This is a genomic window from Gordonia caeni, assembly GCF_039537105.1.
Taxonomy (GTDB): domain Bacteria; phylum Actinomycetota; class Actinomycetes; order Mycobacteriales; family Mycobacteriaceae; genus Gordonia; species Gordonia caeni.
The window spans coordinates 233156-251496 of the sequence record NZ_BAAAZW010000002.1 but is presented as its reverse complement, the minus strand read 5'-3'; the positions used below and the strand labels follow the sequence as shown (position 1 = coordinate 251496).

The 18341-nt window shown below is 69.8% G+C and carries 19 protein-coding genes; 4 read left to right on the top strand and 15 right to left on the bottom strand.

What is annotated here, in order from left to right; genetic code table 11:
* Nucleotides 1-51: 51 nt before the first annotated feature.
* The 10 genes from ABD732_RS03905 to ABD732_RS03860 form a co-directional block, all read right to left on the bottom strand.
* The gene (locus ABD732_RS03905) at nucleotides 52-1071 is read right to left on the bottom strand and encodes an LLM class flavin-dependent oxidoreductase (protein WP_344780788.1); all 1020 of its coding nucleotides are present in this window, start codon (nucleotides 1069-1071) and stop codon (nucleotides 52-54) included.
* Between the two features lie 53 nt (nucleotides 1072-1124).
* Nucleotides 1125-1898, bottom strand: coding sequence for an SDR family NAD(P)-dependent oxidoreductase (locus tag ABD732_RS03900; protein ID WP_344780786.1), 774 nt, complete (start codon nucleotides 1896-1898; stop codon nucleotides 1125-1127).
* Nucleotides 1899-1959: 61 nt separating this feature from the next.
* On the bottom strand, nucleotides 1960-2499 hold the full coding sequence (locus ABD732_RS03895) for a pyridoxamine 5'-phosphate oxidase family protein (protein ID WP_344780784.1): 540 nt from the start codon (nucleotides 2497-2499) through the stop codon (nucleotides 1960-1962).
* A complete protein-coding gene (locus tag ABD732_RS03890; RefSeq protein WP_344780783.1) occupies nucleotides 2496-3236 on the bottom strand; it encodes an ABC transporter ATP-binding protein in 741 nt (246 codons plus the stop codon). The genes ABD732_RS03895 and ABD732_RS03890 overlap by 4 nt, the downstream gene beginning before the upstream one ends.
* The gene (locus tag ABD732_RS03885) at nucleotides 3236-3985 is read right to left on the bottom strand and encodes an ABC transporter ATP-binding protein (RefSeq protein WP_344780781.1); all 750 of its coding nucleotides are present in this window, start codon (nucleotides 3983-3985) and stop codon (nucleotides 3236-3238) included. Before ABD732_RS03885 ends, ABD732_RS03890 begins: the two co-directional genes overlap by 1 nt.
* Complete coding sequence (locus ABD732_RS03880) at nucleotides 3982-4890, bottom strand: branched-chain amino acid ABC transporter permease (RefSeq protein WP_344780779.1); 909 nt, start codon at nucleotides 4888-4890, stop codon at nucleotides 3982-3984. The genes ABD732_RS03885 and ABD732_RS03880 overlap by 4 nt, the downstream gene beginning before the upstream one ends.
* Nucleotides 4887-5771 (bottom strand): branched-chain amino acid ABC transporter permease, encoded by an 885-nt coding sequence (locus tag ABD732_RS03875; protein WP_344780777.1) that lies wholly within the window; start codon nucleotides 5769-5771, stop codon nucleotides 4887-4889. The genes ABD732_RS03880 and ABD732_RS03875 overlap by 4 nt, the downstream gene beginning before the upstream one ends.
* A 58-nt stretch (nucleotides 5772-5829) precedes the next feature.
* Complete coding sequence (locus tag ABD732_RS03870; protein WP_344780775.1) at nucleotides 5830-6990, bottom strand: ABC transporter substrate-binding protein; 1161 nt, start codon at nucleotides 6988-6990, stop codon at nucleotides 5830-5832.
* A gap of 276 nt (nucleotides 6991-7266) precedes the next feature.
* Nucleotides 7267-7689, bottom strand: coding sequence for a nuclear transport factor 2 family protein (locus tag ABD732_RS03865; protein ID WP_344780773.1), 423 nt, complete (start codon nucleotides 7687-7689; stop codon nucleotides 7267-7269).
* Nucleotides 7690-7769: 80 nt separating this feature from the next.
* A complete protein-coding gene (locus ABD732_RS03860; protein WP_344780771.1) occupies nucleotides 7770-8891 on the bottom strand; it encodes an NDMA-dependent alcohol dehydrogenase in 1122 nt (373 codons plus the stop codon).
* A gap of 115 nt (nucleotides 8892-9006) precedes the next feature.
* Between ABD732_RS03860 and ABD732_RS03855 the strand changes: the two genes are divergently transcribed.
* Complete coding sequence (locus tag ABD732_RS03855) at nucleotides 9007-10296, top strand: MFS transporter (protein ID WP_344780769.1); 1290 nt, start codon at nucleotides 9007-9009, stop codon at nucleotides 10294-10296.
* A gap of 9 nt (nucleotides 10297-10305) precedes the next feature.
* On the opposite strand, the gene ABD732_RS03850 is transcribed toward ABD732_RS03855, so the two are convergent.
* Nucleotides 10306-11199, bottom strand: a complete 894-nt coding sequence (locus ABD732_RS03850; RefSeq protein ID WP_344780767.1) for an SMP-30/gluconolactonase/LRE family protein — start codon at nucleotides 11197-11199, stop codon at nucleotides 10306-10308.
* 238 nt (nucleotides 11200-11437) lie between these two features.
* On the opposite strand from ABD732_RS03850, the gene ABD732_RS03845 reads away from it, so the two are divergent.
* The 3 genes from ABD732_RS03845 to ABD732_RS03835 all read left to right on the top strand — a co-directional run bounded on the left by ABD732_RS03845 (nucleotide 11438) and on the right by ABD732_RS03835 (nucleotide 13679).
* Nucleotides 11438-12355, top strand: a complete 918-nt coding sequence (locus ABD732_RS03845) for an alpha/beta hydrolase (protein WP_344780765.1) — start codon at nucleotides 11438-11440, stop codon at nucleotides 12353-12355.
* A 7-nt stretch (nucleotides 12356-12362) separates the two neighbouring features.
* On the top strand, nucleotides 12363-12674 hold the full coding sequence (locus tag ABD732_RS03840) for an EthD family reductase (protein ID WP_344780763.1): 312 nt from the start codon (nucleotides 12363-12365) through the stop codon (nucleotides 12672-12674).
* Between the two features lie 264 nt (nucleotides 12675-12938).
* Nucleotides 12939-13679: a FadR/GntR family transcriptional regulator gene (locus tag ABD732_RS03835; RefSeq protein ID WP_344780761.1), complete on the top strand. Its 741-nt coding sequence runs from the start codon at nucleotides 12939-12941 to the stop codon at nucleotides 13677-13679.
* 56 nt (nucleotides 13680-13735) lie between these two features.
* Here the strand turns inward: ABD732_RS03835 and ABD732_RS03830 are convergent, their stop codons facing one another.
* The 4 genes from ABD732_RS03830 to ABD732_RS03815 are packed head-to-tail and all read right to left on the bottom strand — an operon-like array spanning nucleotide 13736 to nucleotide 18340.
* Nucleotides 13736-14341, bottom strand: a complete 606-nt coding sequence (locus ABD732_RS03830; RefSeq protein ID WP_344780759.1) for a TetR/AcrR family transcriptional regulator — start codon at nucleotides 14339-14341, stop codon at nucleotides 13736-13738.
* Complete coding sequence (locus ABD732_RS03825; protein ID WP_344780757.1) at nucleotides 14338-15138, bottom strand: enoyl-CoA hydratase family protein; 801 nt, start codon at nucleotides 15136-15138, stop codon at nucleotides 14338-14340. Before ABD732_RS03825 ends, ABD732_RS03830 begins: the two co-directional genes overlap by 4 nt.
* 1 nt (nucleotide 15139) lies before the next feature.
* On the bottom strand, nucleotides 15140-16297 hold the full coding sequence (locus ABD732_RS03820) for an acyl-CoA dehydrogenase family protein (RefSeq protein WP_344780755.1): 1158 nt from the start codon (nucleotides 16295-16297) through the stop codon (nucleotides 15140-15142).
* A 12-nt stretch (nucleotides 16298-16309) separates the two neighbouring features.
* Nucleotides 16310-18340 carry an ATP-binding protein gene (locus tag ABD732_RS03815; RefSeq protein ID WP_344780753.1) on the bottom strand — a complete coding sequence of 677 codons (2031 nt, stop codon included), beginning with the start codon at nucleotides 18338-18340 and terminating at the stop codon, nucleotides 16310-16312.
* Nucleotide 18341: the final 1 nt, after the last annotated feature.

Below are 18341 nucleotides of genomic sequence, written 5' to 3'. Positions count from 1 at the left end.
TCGCCTTCGCGGGCGGGAACGACGGCGCCGTCGTCGTGGGCGGGTGCGCGGTCAGTCGAAGCCGACGCTCTGCAGGTCCTTCAGCGGCGCGACCACCTCGCGGCCGACCCGCTCGAGGTAGCGGGCGGACTGCTGCGCATCCATGCCCGGCCAGTGCGGCCGGATCAGCAGCGGACCGACCGGCAGCCGCTGGGCGATCGCCGTGATCTGTTCGCGCACTTGCTCACCGGTGCCCAGCAGCACGTGATCGGCGACGTTCTCCAGGAACTCGCGCTCCACCCGCTCCTGGTCGAGCAGGCCCATCCCCTGGCTGGCGTAGGAGACGTACTTTCCGCGGGCGACGGCGGCGAAATCGTGCAGGGCCTCGTCGTAGCTGTCGGCCACCTGCAGCTCCCGGCGCAGCGGGAAGCGGTGCAACGGCAGGTTCAGCGCCCGGCGTTCGGCGACGTAGATGTCCACCAGATCGGCCACCTGGTCGATGGTCTGCTGCGGGGTGATGGTCCAGACGTCACCGTGGCGCGCCGCCCGGCGCACCCCCACCTCCTTCATGGCCCCGAGCCAGATCGGCGGTCGCGGGCGTTGCACCGGGTGGACGTGGGTGGGCATGTCGTCGACCTGCCAGTAGCGGCCCTCGAAGGTGACCCGCTCCTGCGTCCAGAGCGCGGTCATCAACTCGATCATCTCTTCGAGCATGCTGTAGCGCTTCTTGTACGGCTTGTCGAAGGCCGCGTACTCGCGCTCCAGGTAGCCGGTGCCCAGTCCGACGATCAGTTTGCCGCCGGTGATGATGTCGAGCGTCGCCAGATCCTCGGCGAGCTGCACCGGATGGGCCAGCGGACCCACCAGCACCGTGGTGCCGATCCGGACGTCGTCGTCGATCTCGGCGGCCAGCCGCGCCAGCACCGGGATCGGCTGCAGCCAGCGGTAGTCCGAGTAGAGGAAGTGCTGGCCGATGGTGAAGTGGGTGAATCCGGCGCGCTGGCCGGCCTCGACGTTGCGCAGCAGCAGATCGAGGTGCTCTTCCGGCGGCACCGACAGCGGCTGATCCCCCAGCAGGAATCCGAACTCCATGAGCGTCCTTTCTAGCGTGGACCGACCGGTCCGGGTGCACCGGCCGGTGGCGACTACTTCGCGGTGAGGCCGCCGTCGACGGGGATGGTGACGCCGGTGACGAAGCTGGACATATCGCTGGCCAGGAAGAGTGCGACCTGCGCGATCTCTTCGGGCTGGGCGGCGCGGCCGAGCGGGATCTGAGCGAAGAAGGCCGCTTTGCGCTTCTCGGTCTCCTCCGGGCTGGCCCGGAAGAAGGCCGGCAGGCCGGGGGTCTCCACCGAGCCCGGGGCGATCGCGTTGACCCGGACACCGTCGGCGGCCAGAGCCAGCGCCATCGAGCGGACCAGGGCGATCACGCCGCCCTTGGTGAACGAGTACATGGGGCTGAACGGCGAGCCGATCAGGCCGGAGGTGGAACTGGTGAAGATCACCGAGGCGTTCCCGGAGGCCTTGAGGGCGTCCTCCAGGTAACCGGACAGGAAGAAGGAGGCGCGGGCGTTGATCTCCACGCCGGTGTCCCACTCCTCGGGAGTCAGCTGCAGGCCCGCCGCACCGGGGATGCCGACGTTGTTGTACAAGATGTCGAGTTTGCCGAACCGCTGCTGCACGTCGTCGGCCAGCGCCTTGAGCGCGGTCAAGTCGCGCACGTCCACCACCGCGGCCTCGGCCTGCCCGCCGGCGGCGACGATGCCGTCCACCACCTCGCCGGCGGCGGCGGCATCGACGTCGACGACGATGACGTGCGCACCCTCGGCGGCGAACAGTTCCGAGCCGGACCGGCCCATCCCCGAGGCTCCGGCGGTGACCAGTGCGATCTTGCCCTGCAGCTTCATCTCAATCTCCAAGTCTGATGTGTATTCCAGATCACTATTGATAGTAATCATGCATATTGATTTAGGGAACCGTTCAGTGAACGGAAGGTCGCGGGGGACCCCCGCGGCCGTCGCCTGGCAGCCGCCGGGAGTCGTGGGTGGCCACCGTCGCGGCAGGCTCCACCTCGATCAGCAGCCGGCCCGGACTGCCCAGCAGGGTCAGGAACTTCTCGGGCGCGGCCGGCGCCAGCCGGTGGGCCAGCGCCGCGAGCTGCTCGCCGCACGCCGCCGGATCCCGGTGGACCACCGCCCGCCCCTGCTGGGCGAGCATCTGCCGTCCCGTGCTGCCGGTACCGGCACTGGAGACCACTATGCACACCCTCGGGTCGCGCTCGAGTGCCCGCACCTGTGCCCGCCCGGCCACGCTGGTGAACCAGAAGGCCCGCCCGTCCCACACGAAACTGAGGATCACCGCCCCCGGCGCTCCGTGCTCGTCGGTGAAGCAGAAGGTGCATTCGGTCTGCTCGCGCAGCAACTGCTCGCGGGCCTCGCCGATCAGCCGGGCCCCGCGCAGATCCTCGATGTCGCGGCCGGCGGCCACCCGCGCGGTGCCGTCCGGGTCTCCCGCGGTCACGGCGCCTCCCCGGTCCCCGGCGGACCGGCCGCATCCAGGGCGCTCTCGCCGAGGACCGCGTGCACCGCCGCCCGGCTGGCCTGCGCGGCCGGACCGGTCCACACGGTGCGACCGCGGGTGATCACCGAGACCTCGTCGGCGATCGCCAGGCCGGCGTCGGCGTTCTGCTCGACGATCAGCACCGCGATCCCCCGGTCGGCGATCGCGCGGACCTGGGTCATCACCCGCTCGACCATCGTCGGCGCCAGGCCCATCGAGGGCTCGTCCATCAGGATCACCTTCGGCTGCGACATCACCGCGCGCCCGAAGGCGAGCATCTGCTGTTCGCCGCCGCTGAGCAGGCCCGCGGCCATGTCTCGGCGTTCGGCCAGGATCGGGAACTGCTCGTAGACCTCGTCGAGCGCGGCCGCCATCCGCGACCGCGGGGCGCGATAACCGCCCATCCGCAGGTTCTCCTCCACCGTCAGGGTGGAGAACACCCGACGGCCCTCGGGCACCAGCACCAGTCCGTGCCGAACCATCACGTGCGCGCGCCGCCCGGCGAGGTCGTCGCCGCCGAGGAGCACGTCGCCGCCTTTGGGCCGGTGGAATCCGGCCACGGCCCGCAGACTCGTGGTCTTCCCGGCGCCATTGGCGCCGAGCACCAGCGTCACCCGGCCCGCGTCGGCCCGCATGGTCACGCCCTGCACCGCGTTCACCGCGCCGTAGCTGACCCGGAGGTCGTTCACTTCCAGCATCACTGCGCCTGCTTTCCCAGATAGGACTCGCGCACACCGTCGTCGCGGACCACCTCGTCGGGCAGCCCCTGTGCGATCAGCTTCCCGAAGTTCATGGCGAACAGGTAGTCGCAGACGTCCACCATCATCGCCACGTCGTGCTCCACCAGCAGCTGGGTGTAGCCCTCGCGCTGCAGCGAGCGCAGCAGCGCGCTGATCTCGTCGCGCTCGTCGGTGTTCATGCCCGCGGTCGGCTCGTCCAGGAGCAGCAGCCGCGGGGAACCCACGATGGCGCGCGCGATCTCGGTGCGCCGCTGCATCCCGTACGACAGCTCGCTGGGCCGCATGCGTCCCAGCCCGGCGATGCCGACCCGCTCCATCACCTCGTCGACCCGGGCCCCCGCACCGGCGCGGGCGCTGCGGGTGGCGGTGTCCAGGCCGAGGAGCACATTGTCGCGCACCGACCGGTCGTCGATCAGCCGGACGGTCTGGAAGGTCCGCGCCACCCCCAGTCGCGCCACCCGGTGCGGGGCCACGCCGGCATAGGACCGGCCGGCGAACCGCAGGTCGCCGCGGGTCAGCGGGTTGAGCCGGGTGACCGCCCCCAGCAGCGTGGACTTGCCCGAGCCGTTGGCGCCGAGGATCCCGTGGATCAGGCCTTCCCGAAGGTACAGGGAGACGCCGTCGACGGCGCGGACACCGCCGAAGTGCACGGCCACGTCGTCCAATTCCAGCAGCGGCAACGCCGCCCGTTCGGTCGGTTCACTCATGATGCCGCCACCTCCTGCAGTTCTCGTCCGGCGTCCTCATCCGGGTCGGGCGGGCGCGTGTCCCGCGTGCGCAATCGGTGCCACAGGTTCCGCAGCACACCGAGGATGCCGTTGGGCAGCAGGACCGCCGCGAGCACCACCAGGGCGCCGTAGATGAACTGCTCCCATTCGGCGACGAACGAGACCCAGGTGGGCAGCCACACGAAGATGACCGACCCGATCAGCACGCCCACCCAGGAGCCGGTGCCGCCGACGACGATCACCGTCAGCGCGAGCACCACCAGGTGGAAGTTCACCTCTTCGGGCGTGATGGTGCTGCGCAGCAGCGTGGTGATGGCACCGGAGAGACCGCCCACCATGCCGGCGGCCAGGAAGCTGAGCCGGCGGTAGCGGCCGACGTCGATGCCCATGGCGTTGGCCAGCTCGGGATCCTCGCGCACGGCGTCGATCCGCCGGCCCAGGCTCCCCGATTCGGTGAGCTGGGTCAGCGCCACCACCACCAGCACGACGAGGAAGATCGAACCCAGCGTCAGGTCGCCGAGCGCGCCGAAGAGCCCGGAGGCCCCACCGGTCAGGTCGCCGCCGTTGACCGCCACCACGGCGACGATCAGCGTGAAGGCGATGGTGGCCATACCCAGATACAGCCCGTTCAGTCGCTGGATCACCAGGCCGAGCACGTAGACGACGGCGCCGGAGAGCAGCACGCCCAGGACGATCGCCGGGACGGTGCCCCAGCCCAGGTGGATCATCGCCGCGGCGGACGCGTAGCCGCCGATCCCGAAGGCCCCGATGCCCGCGAACGAGAACACACCCATCCGCATCGGGATCTGGATGCTCAGCGCCATCAGCAGCGTGGTGAGGGTCTGCTGCAGCAGCACCGTGTTGGAGTCGAGCCAGACGCTCATGTGCGGCGCACCTCCTTGCGGCCGAACAGCCCCTGCGGCCGGAACAGCAGGACCAGGAAGATCAGGCCGAACGAGACCGCATCCACCCAGGTGCCGAAGTGCAGCTGGATCAGCACCGTCTCGGCGCCGGCCAGAATGTAGGCGCCGAGCACCGCACCGCCCATGGAGCCGAGACCACCCAGCACGATGATCGCGAATGCCTTGATCAGCAGCGGATCTCCCGATTCGGGGGCGATCGCCCCCAGGTACAGGGTGAGCAGTGCGCCGGCCAGACCGGCGAGGGCGCCGGAGACGGCCATGGTGCCCAGCGCCAGGGCGCTGCGATTGACGCCCATGCCGCCGCTCACCTCCGAGTCCACTCCGATCGCGCGCAGCGCCAGCCCCTGCCGGGACCGCTTGAGCCAGAGCGTCAGCCCGACACCGATCCCGATCGCCGCGAGCAGGATGAGCACCACCGTGGTGCTCAGGTGCACGCCGCCGATGTTGAACTCGCGGGACCGGTAGGTGGTGTCGAAGCCGAAGGGGCTGCTGCCGGTGGCCCGCTGGGCGACGGCGACGGGGATCGCCGATACCCCGATACCGGCGATGATGATGCGCAGTTCGGTGGAGCGGTGACTGCGGCTGCGGTTGACGATCTGCTGGAAGACCAGCAGCTGGGTGGCGAGCGAGAGCGCCGCGCCCACCGCCATCACCACCAGCAGGATCACCACCAGCGGCAGCGGCGAGGACTGGGTGATCCAGTAGGCCACCAGCACGGAGAAGACGAAGGTGGCCCCGTGCGCGAAGTTGAGGATCCCGATGGTTCCCCAGGCGAGCGCCATGCCGAGCGCGAACAGGAGGTAGATCGACCCGAGGGTCGCCGCGTTCAGGACTTCCTGCATGATCCCGGCTTTCGGAGGCGGCGCGGAAGGCCGGTGAACGGAGGGCGGGCGGTCGCGGTCATGAGATCAGCGACTCCTCGCCGTTCTCCCAGCGCACCATCACGCCGGGCACGCGCATGTCGTTGCCGTCGAAGCTGATCTCGCCCATCGCGCCGGTGAAGCCGTCGCGGGCCACCTGCGTCATGCCCTGCTGGATGCCCTCGCGCGAGGAGCTGCCGGATGCCTTGATGCCGTGCGCCATCCACCACAGGGCGTCATAGCCCTCGGCGGCGTAGGGGTCGGGCGTCTCGCCGTACTTGCTCTGGTACGCCTCGACGAAGTCCCGGGCTTCCTCGGTGTCCATGGCCGACGAGAAGTCGACCGGGTACACCAGGCCGTCGGCGGCCGCGCCGGCAGCGGCCACGTTGCCGGCGCTCTGCACCGACGTGGCGACCACCTGACCGGTGTAGCCGGCCTGGCGCAACTGCTTGAGGAAGGTGACCGACTGCGGCGCGGTGAGCAGCATGACCACAGCCTGCGGATTCGCCGAGGCGATCTGCTGGGCCTGGCCGGTGAAGTCCTGGGTGGTGGACTGGGTCTGCAGCGATTGCCCGATGTCCAGGCCGAGCTCCTTGGCCTGTTCGGGCACCACGTCCTGGCCGAGAATGGCGAAGGTCGGGAAGGTCGCGTTGTAGATCAGCGAGAGCTTCTTCAGGTCGTTGTCGGCCAGCCACTGGGTGGCGATCCGGTAGTAGCTCTCCATCGGCGCGGTGGCCCGGAACGTGTAGTCACCGGTGACGACGCCTTCGGCGCCGGACTGGGTGAAGACGGTGGGCACCTTGCGCTGGTTGACGATCGGGGCGACGGCCGCGGCCTGCTGCCCCATCGTCGGGCCGAGGATGGCCGCGATCTGCGGGTCGGACATCGCCTTGGTCATGTCGCTGACGGCCCGGTCGATCTTGCCTGCGGTGTCGCTCTGCCCCATCGAGATCGAGACGCCGTCACCGAGGAAGCCCTGGTCGTTGATCTCGTCGATGGCCAGCTGCGCGCCCCGGCTGGCGCCGAGACCGGCGTAGGCCACCGCACCGGTCTGGTCGTTGACCGCCTGGATCTGAATGTTCTCGGCGATTCCGTCGCCGGAGACGACTCCCGATCCGCCACTGCCGCATGCCGTCACGGCGGTCAGAGCGACGGCCGTCAGACAGGCCAGCAGGGCCTTCGTCGTTCGCGTGGGGGACATCGATTCTCCTTAGTGAGCTGAACTTGCCGATGTGAGAGAGCGTGGGCCGGCGGCCCGGCCGTCACGAGCAAATGATGTGTACTGACCTAATGATTATCATGGATATGCGATGGATCACAATGCTTTCCGGAATTCGCCGCCGTCACAGCCCGCGGCACCGTCGCACACCTCGCCCGCCGACGCGTGCGGCGCCCGCCGACCACGGGTCGACGGGCGCCGGACGAAGCCCACGAGACACCCGAGGGGAGGCGCCTGCGGCCGTGCGGGAAAGGTCGATCAGACCTCGAACCCCTCCATCTGCGGAGTGGTCAGCGGGCTGATGACCCGCTCGGCGATGCGCCAGCCCGCCGGGGTCCGGACGTACCGGTCCCGGTTGAGTGCGATCGCCTTGATCTGGGCACCGTTGTTCATCTCCGCCTCGGCGTAGACGTAGTTGGTGCCGTGCGCATGATCGTCGTCGTCGAACTCGACGAGGTGGTTGGTGATCATGTGCACGCCGTGGGCGACCGCGGCCGCATCGGCGCGGAAGAACCCGATGACGGCCTCGTAGCCCTCGTACCGTTCCAGGCCGACGGCCGTGGCATCCCACACGCCGTCCTCGGCGAAGGCGGAGGCCGCCTCGTCCGGGTCGTGCAGGTCCAGGCCGCGTGCATAGCGGTGGGTGGCGCTGATGATGTCGTTGATGTCGTCTGCTCGCATCGGCGAGTTCTCCTTGTGCTCAGGGACGTGGTCCGTGGTACCGACGGATGGCGGGATGTGTTCTGCGGCAACCGGTCCGGTCACAGGTCGTACATGATGACGCCGCGGATGTTCTTGCCGTCCCGCATGTCCTGCACGGCCTCGTTCACCTGCTCGAGCTCGTAGGTCTTGGTGACCAGCTCGTCGAGCTTGAACTCGCCGCGGCGGTACATGTCGGCGATCAGCGGGATGTCGCGGCGGGCGTTGGTGGTGCCGTACAGGGTGCCCTGCAGGCGCTTGCCGCTCATGGCGAAGGTGAACAGATCGAAGGGCACGTCGCGCTGGGTGACCGGGGCCGCCGAGGTGAGCACCAGGGTGCCGCCGCGCCGCACCATCTCCTGCGCCGGCTGCAGCAGGTGGCCGTAGGCGATGTCGACGGTGATGATCACCTTGTCCGCGCCCTGGCCGTCGGTCAGATCCGAGACGAGCGAGGCCGCCTGCTCCATGCTCTCGGCCACGTGCGTGGCGCCGAAGAGCTTGGCCTGGTCGCGCTTGAACGCCACCGGATCGAGCGCGACGATGTTCTTGGCTCCCTTGTGCCGGGCACCCTGGACGGCGTTCATGCCGACGCCGCCGGTTCCGATCACCACCACCGTCTCACCGAGCTCCACCTCGGCGGCGTAGACCGACGAACCCCAGCCCGTCGGGACGCCGCAGCCGATCAGCGCCGCCTTGTCCAGCGGGATGTCCTTGCCGATCTTGACGCACGAGTCGGTGTTCACCACGACGTACGGCGAGAAGGTGCCCAGGTACGAGAACGGGCCGACGCCCTGCCCCCGCGCGTGGATGCGGTGGGTGCCGTCGGGAGCGAAGCCACCCAGGACCCCGGCGCCCATGACGCACATGTTGGTCCGTCCCACGTTGCACTGCGCACAGTGCCCACAGGCCGGCATGAAGGAGAGCACCACGTGGTCGCCGACCTCGAAGTCGGTGACATGCGGGCCCACCTCCTCGATGATTCCGGCGCCCTCGTGGCCGCCGATGATCGGCGCCCAGTCCAGCGGGATGTCGCCGGTGTCGACGTGGTCATCGCTGTGGCAGATGCCGGAGGCGGCGAGCTTGATCTTCACCTCGCGACTCTTCGGGGGATCGATCTCGATCTCTTCCACACTCCAACCCGAACGCGTTCCGGGTTCCCAGATCAGGGCACCGACAGTCTTCATGTTGTCTCCTTGGGTACGGCGTGACGCATCTCGCGACCGCCCATTCAGCGTGACGGTAATCACGCTAACCATTATCATGATAGATGTAAAGGGTGATGCTGCGGAGAACGTTCTAGTGCCCGGTGACCGACCGACCCTCACCACCGCCGACCCGGCGGTGTCGCCCCTCGCGGCACCCCGCCGGAGCGGCCTCACCGGCACCGGCGTCTGCGCGGCGGCGGTCTTCGGTCTGCTGATCGTCGGATCCAACATCCCGACGCCCCTGTTCCCCATCTATCGCGTCGACCTGGCACTGACCACGGCGACCGTCTCGGCGCTGTTCGCCGTCTACCTCTTCGCCCTCGTGGTGACCTTCACGTTGGTGGCCGGAAGCCCGCTCAGCCGGCACGCGAGCCGCGTGCTGCCGGCGGCGGCCACCGCCGCGATCCTCGGCGACGTCGCCCTGGTACTGGGCGCCGATCAGCTGGGCTGGCTCTTCGTGGGCCGGATCCTCACCGGCCTCGCGGTGGGCCTGGGTACCGGCTCGGCCGCAACGCTGGTGCTGGCCACCCACGGCGAGCGCGGCCGGGCCATCGCCGCCACCGGCACCCTGATCGGCTCGTTCCTCGGCCTGCTCGGCTCCGCGCTGATCGCGCAGTACCTCCCCGGCCCGACGGTGACCGTCTACCTGGTCCACATCGCGCTGCTGGTGACCGCACTGGCACTGCTCGGGACGGCGCTGATCCGGAATCGCCGTGAGCTCCACCGATCCCTGCATCCGTCCGGCGACGCCGTTCCCGTAGAGCTCTCCCCCCGACACGCGCCGGACCTGCCGACCCCGGACGCCGGACCGGCATCGGCGACGCCGGCGCGCAGCAGGCGGCTGCGCGCGGCCGGCTATTGCCTGGGCATCAGCGGCTGGGCCATCGGCGGCATCGTGGTGGGCCTGCTGCCGACGATCATCGCGCAGGAGTGGTCGTCGTCGACGGTGCTCACCACGGCACTGGCGCCGACCGTGCTGATCGGTGCGGCCTGCCTGGCCCCGGTGCTGATCCGCCGGCTGCCCCCGCTGCCGGTCCTGGTGCTGATCGCCGTCGGCGCGGTGTCGTGCACGGCGGGCGTGCTGGCGCTGAATCTGCCCGCGATTCTGATCGCCTGCGCGATCTGGGGTGCCGGCCAGGGGTTCGCCTACGCCTCCGGGCTGCGGATCGTGACCGCCGGACTCTCCCCGATTCCGCAGGGCCGCGCGGCCTCCCGATACGCCTCGGTCTGTTACGGGTGCACCGGCATCCTGTCCATCAGCACCGGGATCGCCGCCACCGCGTTCGGCGCCGGGACGGCGATGATCGCGATGGCGGCGGTGTTCGTGACCTTCACCGGGGCCACCGCGGTCGCCGGCCACCGACGGTGGCCGGCGGGCATCTGACGCCCCGACTCAGAGTGCGACGCGCAGCAGACTCGCCTCGCGGGTGACCTTGCGCTTGGACTCCGACGACGACTCCGCGGCGCAGGCGTAGAGCGTGTCGCCGTCGGCGCCGCCGACCGCGCAGGCGAAGACGCCGGTGGGAAAGGCCTTCTCGGCCAGGATCGCGCCGCCCTCGGCCACCTGAATCACCCGCCCGTGCAGCGCGTCGGCCACCCAGATGGTGCCGTCGGCTCCGGCGCAGATTCCGTCCGGTGCCACCTGCGCGGCCGCCATGGCCTCGCGCACCGAGGTCCGCGGCACCTCCGGGCCGAAGGCCGCCCAGACCCGCCGCCCGGACAGCCGTCCGTCGGCGTCCAGATCGAAGGCGGTGAGCCGGTTGCCCATGCTCTCGGCCACCACGAAGGTCCGTGCGCCGTCGCCTGCGGTCAGGATCACCGAGCCGTTGGGGAAGAGCAGATCGTCGGCCGCCACCCGGGCCGCACCGTCCGGGGCGACGTGGATCAGCACCGCGGAGTCGACGTGTGCGCGGGCCCGGAACTCCATGCCGAAAGTGGAGACGAACGCGTGCCCGTCGCCGTCGACGGTCATATCGTTGAGCTTGCCGGTGGCCAGCGCCGACAGGTCGGCGTGCACGTCGAGCGACTCGGGATCGTCATCGCGCCGACGCACCAGCACGCGCTGGTCGACCATGGAGACGATCAGGAGCCGGCCGTCGGGCAGCCAGCCCAGACCCGACGGCTGGCCGTCGAGCCGCGCCTCGACCCGTACGTCGTCCGGTCCGGTCAGCGACAGCACCTCGCCGGTGTACAGGTCCGACACCCACAGCCTCCCCCGGTGCCAGCGCGGACACTCCAGGAAGGCGCGTCCTTGCAGGACCTTCTCCACTGCACTCGCTTCGGCCATCTCTACTCCTCGTTCTCCGGTGCGCCCACATCCCGAGGGCGCAGGACAGATCTCCCATACGGGTTAATGATGAGCATAGATTACCCCACAGAGCAGGCGTCTGTGTGATGGTTGACACACCCCATTTATCATGCATATGATTCGCCTGAATCGCCGCCCCCACGGCGGTCCCCCGTTCCCACCTCCTCCCCGCGGGCACCCCGCCTTCCAGGGGGCGGCCGAGAGAAAGCAGAACCAGATGGCACTCGATCAAGCCACCGCAGGCTTCCTGGCACAGGCGGCCGAAGCCGGCGGCAAGCCGCTCACCGAACTGACCCCCGACGAGCTCCGGACCATGAACGACGGCTTCATCGAGCTGTACGGACCCGGACCCGACATGGCCTCGGTCGAGAACGTCGCGGTACCGACGGCCGACGGGCAGTCGATCAACGTGCGGGTGCTCACCCCGGAGGGCGACCCGCGCGGCGTGATCGTCTACTACCACGGCGGCGGATGGATGGTCGGCACCGCCGACCAGTTCGACACCCTCGGCCGGCAGATCGCCGCGGGCACCGGCTGCACCGTCCTGCTTCCCGAGTACCGGCTGGCCCCCGAGTATCCCTACCCGACGGCCGCGAACGACGCCTGGGATGCCCTGACCTGGGCGGCCGGCCGCTTCGCCGGCCAACCGCTGATCGTCTCCGGCGACAGCTCCGGCGGGAATCTGGCCGCGGTGGTCGCCCAGCGCGCCGTCCGCGAGAACGGCCCGGAGATCTCGCTGCAGGCACTGGTCTACCCGGTCACCGACAGCGACACCGACACCGAGTGCTACCGCGCCCCGGAGAACCAGCTGATGCTCGACGGCAAGGCGATGGTGTGGTTCTGGGAGACCTACACCCCCGACCCGGCCACCCGCGCCAACTGGGACGTGTCCCCGCTACAGGGCGAGGCGGCGGGACTGCCGCCCGCAGTGATCCTGCTGGCCCAGTACGACGTGCTGCGCGCCGAAGGAGAGGCCTACGCGGCCAAACTGGCTGCGGCCGGCGTGCCGGTCACCACGCAGCAGTTCGACGGCCAGATGCACGGCTTCTTCCAGTTCGTGAACATCCTCCCGGGCTCCGCGGCCGGCGTCGAGTACCTGTCCACCGCGGTCACCGACCACCTGAACGGAAAGTGAGCCGGACATGTTCCGCATCACCGTCAACTACAACCACCCCGACGACCCCGAGCAGTTCCTGAACCACTACCGCACGGTGCACGCGCCGCTCACCGCACGCATGCCCGGCGTGCGCTCGTTCGAGTGGGGCGTCTGCGAGATGCTCGACGGGTCGGCGCCGACGCACTTCGTCACCGGCGTGCTCACCTTCGACTCGAAAGACGCCGCCCTCGAAGGACTCTCGTCCCCGATCGGCCAGGAGGGCGCCGCAGACATGGCGAACTTCGCCGGGGCCGGTGCGACCATCGACATGCACGAGGTCACCCTGGCGCAGCCCTGACCACCGATTCGCCGGTCGAGCCGATCATTCGCCGGTCGGCGGCCCCGGCGGGTCTCGTTCCCGTCGCGGTCGGGGTGTCCCGGCATGTGAGACGGTGAAACACCCTTATGATGAACAGGATCCGTTACCAACGGGTAACCTGACGCGTCGGGTGTCGGCGCCCCGCCGCCCCGCCCGGACGGGCGACCGCGGGTGACGATCACCGGAACAGGGGATCCCGGTACCAGCCGGGGTCCACATCGGTTGGAGACGACGGAGCATTTGATGACCACACCGGGACGCACACCGAAAGCCGCTGTCCTCATCAGCCAGCGGATCGTCCAGGAAGCGCAGGACGCCGGCCTCGGCCCGGGCGACCTGCTGCCGTCCGAGAAGGCGATGGTGGAGCAGTATCAGATCGGCCGCGGAACTCTCCGCGAGGCGCTGAGGCTCCTGGAGTTCCAGGGCGTGGTGACCATGAAGCCCGGCCCCCGCGGCGGACCGGTACTGCAGAAGCCGACCGCGGCGTTCCTCTCCGGCGCGTGGGTGCTGCTGATGCAGCTGAACAATGCGCCGCTCCGCTCGATCTTCGAGGCCCGCCTGACCATCGAGCCGGTGCTCACCCAGGTGGCCGCCGCCAACATCTCCCCCGAGCGGCTCGCCGAGATCGGCAACACCGTCGAGCAGATGAAGTCGTCGCTCAAAGGCGACCGGCAACTGTTCCTAGAGGCCAACAAAGAGTTCCACGACATCATCGCGTGGTCGACCGACAACCCGCTGCTCGGCTACCTGGCCGATTCACTGCTGGAGGTCACCAACAACACCATCGTCGGCATCGACTTCCCGCTTGCCCGCCGCAAGGCGACGCTGGCCGCCCACGAATCGATCTTCAAGGCCATGGAGCGCGGCGACTCCCCCGCTTCGATGACCGAGATGACCGACCACATCGACGACTACCTGAAGTACGCGGAGAAGAAGTTCCCCGACATCATGGGCTCGGTCGTCCGCTGGGATCGCTCCTTCTAGGAAGCGGTCTCCACTGCGCTCGACCAACGAACTCGGCGACCAGCGACCAGCGAGAATCAGTCCGGCAGCGCCAGTTTCAGCTGGGTCACCCAGGCCTGCGTGACCTGAGCCCGGCGGGCCGAGTCGTCGGAGAGGGTGTCGGCCAGACCGAGACCGCGGGCCAGGTCGAGGGTGATCTGGGCCAGGCGGTGCGCGGTGGCGCCGTGCACCCCGGACGGATCCAGGCCCTGCACCGTCAGCTTGTGCGCAGCGCGGGCCAGCTTGGCCTCCAGCGGCAGGATCAACTCGCGCAGCGCCTCGTCGGAGGCGGCCGCCGCCCACACCTGCAGGGCCGCCTTGAACGGCACCCCGGTGTAGATGGAGACCGCCCGGTCGACGATCGCGTCGATGCGCTCGGGTCCGGCCGGCAGCTGATCCAGCGTCTGCCCCGCCTCCGCGGTCATCTCGGTGAACATCGCCTCGAGGACCGCGGTGATCAGATCCTCGCGCGTCGGAAAGTGATGCTGCGCCGCACCGCGGGAGACCCCGGCCGCCTCGGCCACCGCGCTCACCGTCGTCGCCGACCACCCCTTGGTGGCCAGCATGTCGACGGTCGCGGCGAGCAGCCTCTCGCGCGTCTGGCGGGACCGCTCCTGCCGGGGCTCGCGGGCGGTGACGGTCATTGCGCGCTCGCCGCCCAGGACGGCGGACGCTTTCCCAGGAACGCCTGCATGCCCTCGCGGGCCTCCTCGGAGGAGAACAGCGCCATCGATTCGGCGGCCCGCGCGGCGGTGGCCTCGTCGAAGCCGTCCAGCAGTGCGGCCGTGGTGAGCGCCTTGGACGCCGCCAGCCCCTGCGGGGAGGCCTTGCGCACGCCGCCGAGCACCGCATCGACCTGCGCCTGCAGATCCTCGGCCGTATCGGCCGACGCGGTGATCAGCCCGGCCGCCACCGCGGCGGGGGCGTCGAAGGTCTCACCGGTCAGGAAGTACCGTCCGGCGGCGCGGGCGGTCATCTTGGCCAGCAGCACCACCGAGATGATGGACGGCGCCAGGCCCAGTCGCGACTCGGTGAGCGCGAACGTGGAGGCCGGACCGGCGAGGACGATGTCGGCGGCGCCGACCAGTCCCAGACCGCCCGCGCGCACATGGCCGTCGAGCACCACGATCACCGGCTTGGACAGTTCCAGGAACGACCGCATCAGCTGCGACATGGCCGCCCCGACCTCCGCGGTGGCCTCCTCGGGTGTCAGCCCCCGGTTGAGCGCCTCGCCGAGATCGGCTCCGGCGCAGAAGGTTCCGCCGGTGTGCGTCAGCACCACGGCACGCACGTCCGGGTCGGCGCCTGCGGCGTCGAGGGCCTCCCGCAGCTGCCGCACGAGTGTGCTGCTGAGGGCGTTGCGGTTGGCCGGCGAGTCGAGCGTGATGTTGGTGACGGCGGCCTCGGTGGCCGTGCGAACCAGTTCCTCCACGTCGCTCACCTCAGTACGACTTCGGCAGACCCAGGCTGGTCTGCGCCACGAAGTTGAGGATCATCTCCCGGCTGACCGGTGCGATCTTCGCGATCCGCGACAGCGCGATCATCGGCGCCACCCCGTACTCGGTGGTGAGGCCGTTGCCGCCCATCGAGTGCACGGCCTGATCCACCGCGGCCACCGCGGCGTCGGCGGCGGCCAGCTTGGCCATGTTGGCCGGCTCGGCGGCACCCCAGTCGTCGCCCTCGTCGTACAGGGTGGCGGCCTTCTGCATCATCAGCTTGGCCAGCTCCAGGTCGATCTTGGCTTTGGCCAGCGGGTGCGCGATGGCCTGGTGCGTGGCGATCGGGGCCTTCCAGACGGTGCGGTCGTTGACGTACTCGACGGCCCTGCCGAGTGCGAACCGGGCCATCCCGACCGCGGACGCCGAGGCCATGATGCGCTCGGGGTTCAGTCCGGCGAACAGCTGGCTCAGCGCCGCGTCCTCGGAACCGACCAGGGCGTCGGCGGGGAGCCGGACGTCGTCGAGGAACAGCGTGAACTGTTTCTCCGGGTTCACCAGTTCCATCTCGATCAGCTGCCGGGTGAAGCCGGGAGCGTCGGTCGGCACGATGAACAGGGCCGGCTTCAGCTTGCCGGTCTTGGCGTCCTCGGTGCGGGCGACGATCAGCACGGCATCGGACTGGTCCACCCCGGAGATGAAGACCTTCTGCCCGTTCAGGATCCACTCGTCGCCGTCCCGGCGGGCGGTGGTGGTGATCATGTGCGAGTTGGAGCCGGCATCGGGCTCGGTGATGCCGAAGGCCATCGTGATCGAGCCGTCCGCCAACCCCGGGATCCAGCGCTGCTTCTGCTCGTCGGTCCCGAAACGGGCGATGATGTTGCCGCAGATGGCTGGGGAGACCACCAGCATCAGCAGTCCGGCGCCCGCAGCGGCCAGCTCTTCCATCACGATCGCCAGCTCGTACATGCCGGCGCCGCCGCCGCCGTACTCCTCCGGCAGGTTCACCCCGATGAACCCGAGTTCGCCTGCCTCGGACCACAATTCGTCGGTCTTGCGGCCCTGGCGGGCGCAGTCCTGGAAATACTGGGCGCCGTACTTACTGCCCAGTGCGGACACAGCGGCCCGCAGTTCGGTGCGTTCGGCGGATTCTGTAAAGGTCATCGGTTCCACTTCCTATTCGGCTGCGACGGCAGCATCGGAGTCTTGTCCTTCGAGGACATCGGATTCGTCGGAGATGACGGCGAGCACGTCGCCCACCGAGAGCTGGCGGCCCTCCTCGACGGCGAGGACGGTGACGATGCCGTCGCTCGGAGCACTGATGGTGTGCTCCATCTTCATCGCTTCCAGCCACAACAGCGGCTGGCCGGCGCTCACCCGGTCGCCTTCGGCGACGGCGACCCGGATCACCGCACCGGGCATCGGCGCCAGCAGCGACCCGGGCCGCTGCACCGTCGACGGGTCGACGAAGCGCGGCGCCCGGGTGAAGGCCACCGCACCGCCCGGCCAGTCCACGAAGACCTGATCGCCGGTGACGGTGACGTCGTAGCGCCGGGCGACCCCGTCGACCAGCAGCACCGTCTCGTCAGGGGTCCACGACACGGCCTCGACGCCTTCGGCGCCGGGCAGCTCGACGGCGCCGCGGGAGATCCGGTACCGCACGGGCACCTCGTCGCCGCCGGCGGTCACGTAGGTCCGGCTCTGGTGACCCGACTGCAGATTGCGCCAGCCCGACGGGATGCCGCGCAGGGTGACCGCACCGGCGCGGGTGGCCGCCGACTGGGCCAGGGCCGCGGCGATCGCCGCGACGGCCACCGCCCGTTCGTCGGCCAGGGGCGCGGCGAGCGTCGCCAGCCCGACGGTGTCGAGGTAGGCGGTGTCGGTGTCGCCGGTGAGGTACTGCTCCTCGCGCAGGACGTTCACCAGCAGATCGCGGTTGGTGATCAGGCCGTGGATCTTGGCCCCGGACAGCGCCCGCGCCAGCATCGCGGCCGCACGGCGGCGGGTCGGCGCCCACGAGATCACCTTGGCGAGCATCGGGTCGTAGTACGTGGAGACCTCGCTGCCGGCGGCGATCGACGAATCGACCCGGATCCCCGGACGGGCAAGCGGTCCGAAGTGCACGTCGGCATCGATGTCGATGGTGTGCACGGTGCCCGACTGCGGCTGCCAGTCGTGCGCGGGGTCCTCGGCGTAGAGCCGCACCTCGATCGAGTGCCCGGTCGCCGTCGGTGCGGGTCCGTCCAGGGCATCGCCCTGCGCCACCCGCAGCTGCCACTGCACCAGGTCGACGCCGGTGGTCAGTTCGGTGACCGGATGTTCCACCTGCAGACGGGTATTGGTCTCCAGGAAGAAGAACCGGCCGTCGGCCGAGGCGAGGAACTCGACGGTACCCGCGCCGGTGTAGCCGATGGACGAGGCCGCGGTGCGTGCCGCGTCGTACAGGCGCTCCCGCATGTCGCCGCCGATCCGCTCCACGAGCGGGGCCGGGGCCTCTTCGACCACCTTCTGGTGGCGGCGCTGGATGGAGCATTCGCGTTCGCCCACCGCCCACACCCCGCCGTGCTGATCGGCCATCACCTGCACCTCGATGTGGTGACCGCGCTCGATGTACGGCTCGCAGAAGACGGTCGGGTCGCCGAAGGCGGACTCGGCTTCGCGGCGGGCTGCGGCGACCGCGTCGTCGAGCTCGCCGAGTTCGCGCACGATCCGCATGCCGCGTCCGCCGCCGCCGGCCGAGGCCTTGATCAGCAGCGGCAGGTCGGCCTCGGTGACCGCGGACGGATCCAGGTCGGACAGGACGGGCACGCCGGCGGCCTTCATCGCCTCTTTGGCATTCACCTTGGAGCCCATCGCGGTGATGGCCGACGGCGGCGGACCGATCCAGATCAGCCCGGCGTCGAGGACGGCCTGGGCGAATTCGGCGTTCTCGGAAAGGAATCCGTAGCCCGGGTGGATGGCATCGGCTCCGGCCCGCCGAGCCGCGGCGATCACCAGATCGCCGCGCAGGTAGGTCTGTGCCGAAGTGGCGCCGGGCAGGTGCACCGCCGCGTCGGCAGCACGCACATGCGGGGCGTCGGCGTCGGGATCGGAGTAGACAGCCACCGTGCCGATGCCCATGGCGCGGCAGGTCGCGAAGACGCGGGAGGCGATCTCGCCGCGGTTGGCGACCAGGACGGACGTGATCACTGAGTTCTCTGCAGTCATT

Excerpts from the sequence above, each read along its gene's own strand:
- ABD732_RS03905 (WP_344780788.1), bottom strand. The coding sequence starts at position 1,071 with ATGGAGTTCGGATTCCTGCTGGGGGATCAGCCGCTGTCGGTGCCGCCG.
- ABD732_RS03890 (WP_344780783.1), bottom strand. The coding sequence starts at position 3,236 with ATGCTGGAAGTGAACGACCTCCGGGTCAGCTACGGCGCGGTGAACGCG.
- ABD732_RS03885 (WP_344780781.1), bottom strand. The coding sequence starts at position 3,985 with ATGAGTGAACCGACCGAACGGGCGGCGTTGCCGCTGCTGGAATTGGAC.
- ABD732_RS03880 (WP_344780779.1), bottom strand. The coding sequence starts at position 4,890 with ATGAGCGTCTGGCTCGACTCCAACACGGTGCTGCTGCAGCAGACCCTC.
- ABD732_RS03875 (WP_344780777.1), bottom strand. The coding sequence starts at position 5,771 with ATGCAGGAAGTCCTGAACGCGGCGACCCTCGGGTCGATCTACCTCCTG.
- ABD732_RS03870 (WP_344780775.1), bottom strand. The coding sequence starts at position 6,990 with ATGTCCCCCACGCGAACGACGAAGGCCCTGCTGGCCTGTCTGACGGCC.
- ABD732_RS03865 (WP_344780773.1), bottom strand. The coding sequence starts at position 7,689 with ATGCGAGCAGACGACATCAACGACATCATCAGCGCCACCCACCGCTAT.
- ABD732_RS03860 (WP_344780771.1), bottom strand. The coding sequence starts at position 8,891 with ATGAAGACTGTCGGTGCCCTGATCTGGGAACCCGGAACGCGTTCGGGT.
- ABD732_RS03850 (WP_344780767.1), bottom strand. The coding sequence starts at position 11,199 with ATGGCCGAAGCGAGTGCAGTGGAGAAGGTCCTGCAAGGACGCGCCTTC.
- ABD732_RS03845 (WP_344780765.1), top strand. The coding sequence starts at position 11,438 with ATGGCACTCGATCAAGCCACCGCAGGCTTCCTGGCACAGGCGGCCGAA.
- ABD732_RS03840 (WP_344780763.1), top strand. The coding sequence starts at position 12,363 with ATGTTCCGCATCACCGTCAACTACAACCACCCCGACGACCCCGAGCAG.
- ABD732_RS03835 (WP_344780761.1), top strand. The coding sequence starts at position 12,939 with ATGACCACACCGGGACGCACACCGAAAGCCGCTGTCCTCATCAGCCAG.
- ABD732_RS03830 (WP_344780759.1), bottom strand. The coding sequence starts at position 14,341 with ATGACCGTCACCGCCCGCGAGCCCCGGCAGGAGCGGTCCCGCCAGACG.
- ABD732_RS03820 (WP_344780755.1), bottom strand. The coding sequence starts at position 16,297 with ATGACCTTTACAGAATCCGCCGAACGCACCGAACTGCGGGCCGCTGTG.
- ABD732_RS03815 (WP_344780753.1), bottom strand. The coding sequence starts at position 18,340 with ATGACTGCAGAGAACTCAGTGATCACGTCCGTCCTGGTCGCCAACCGC.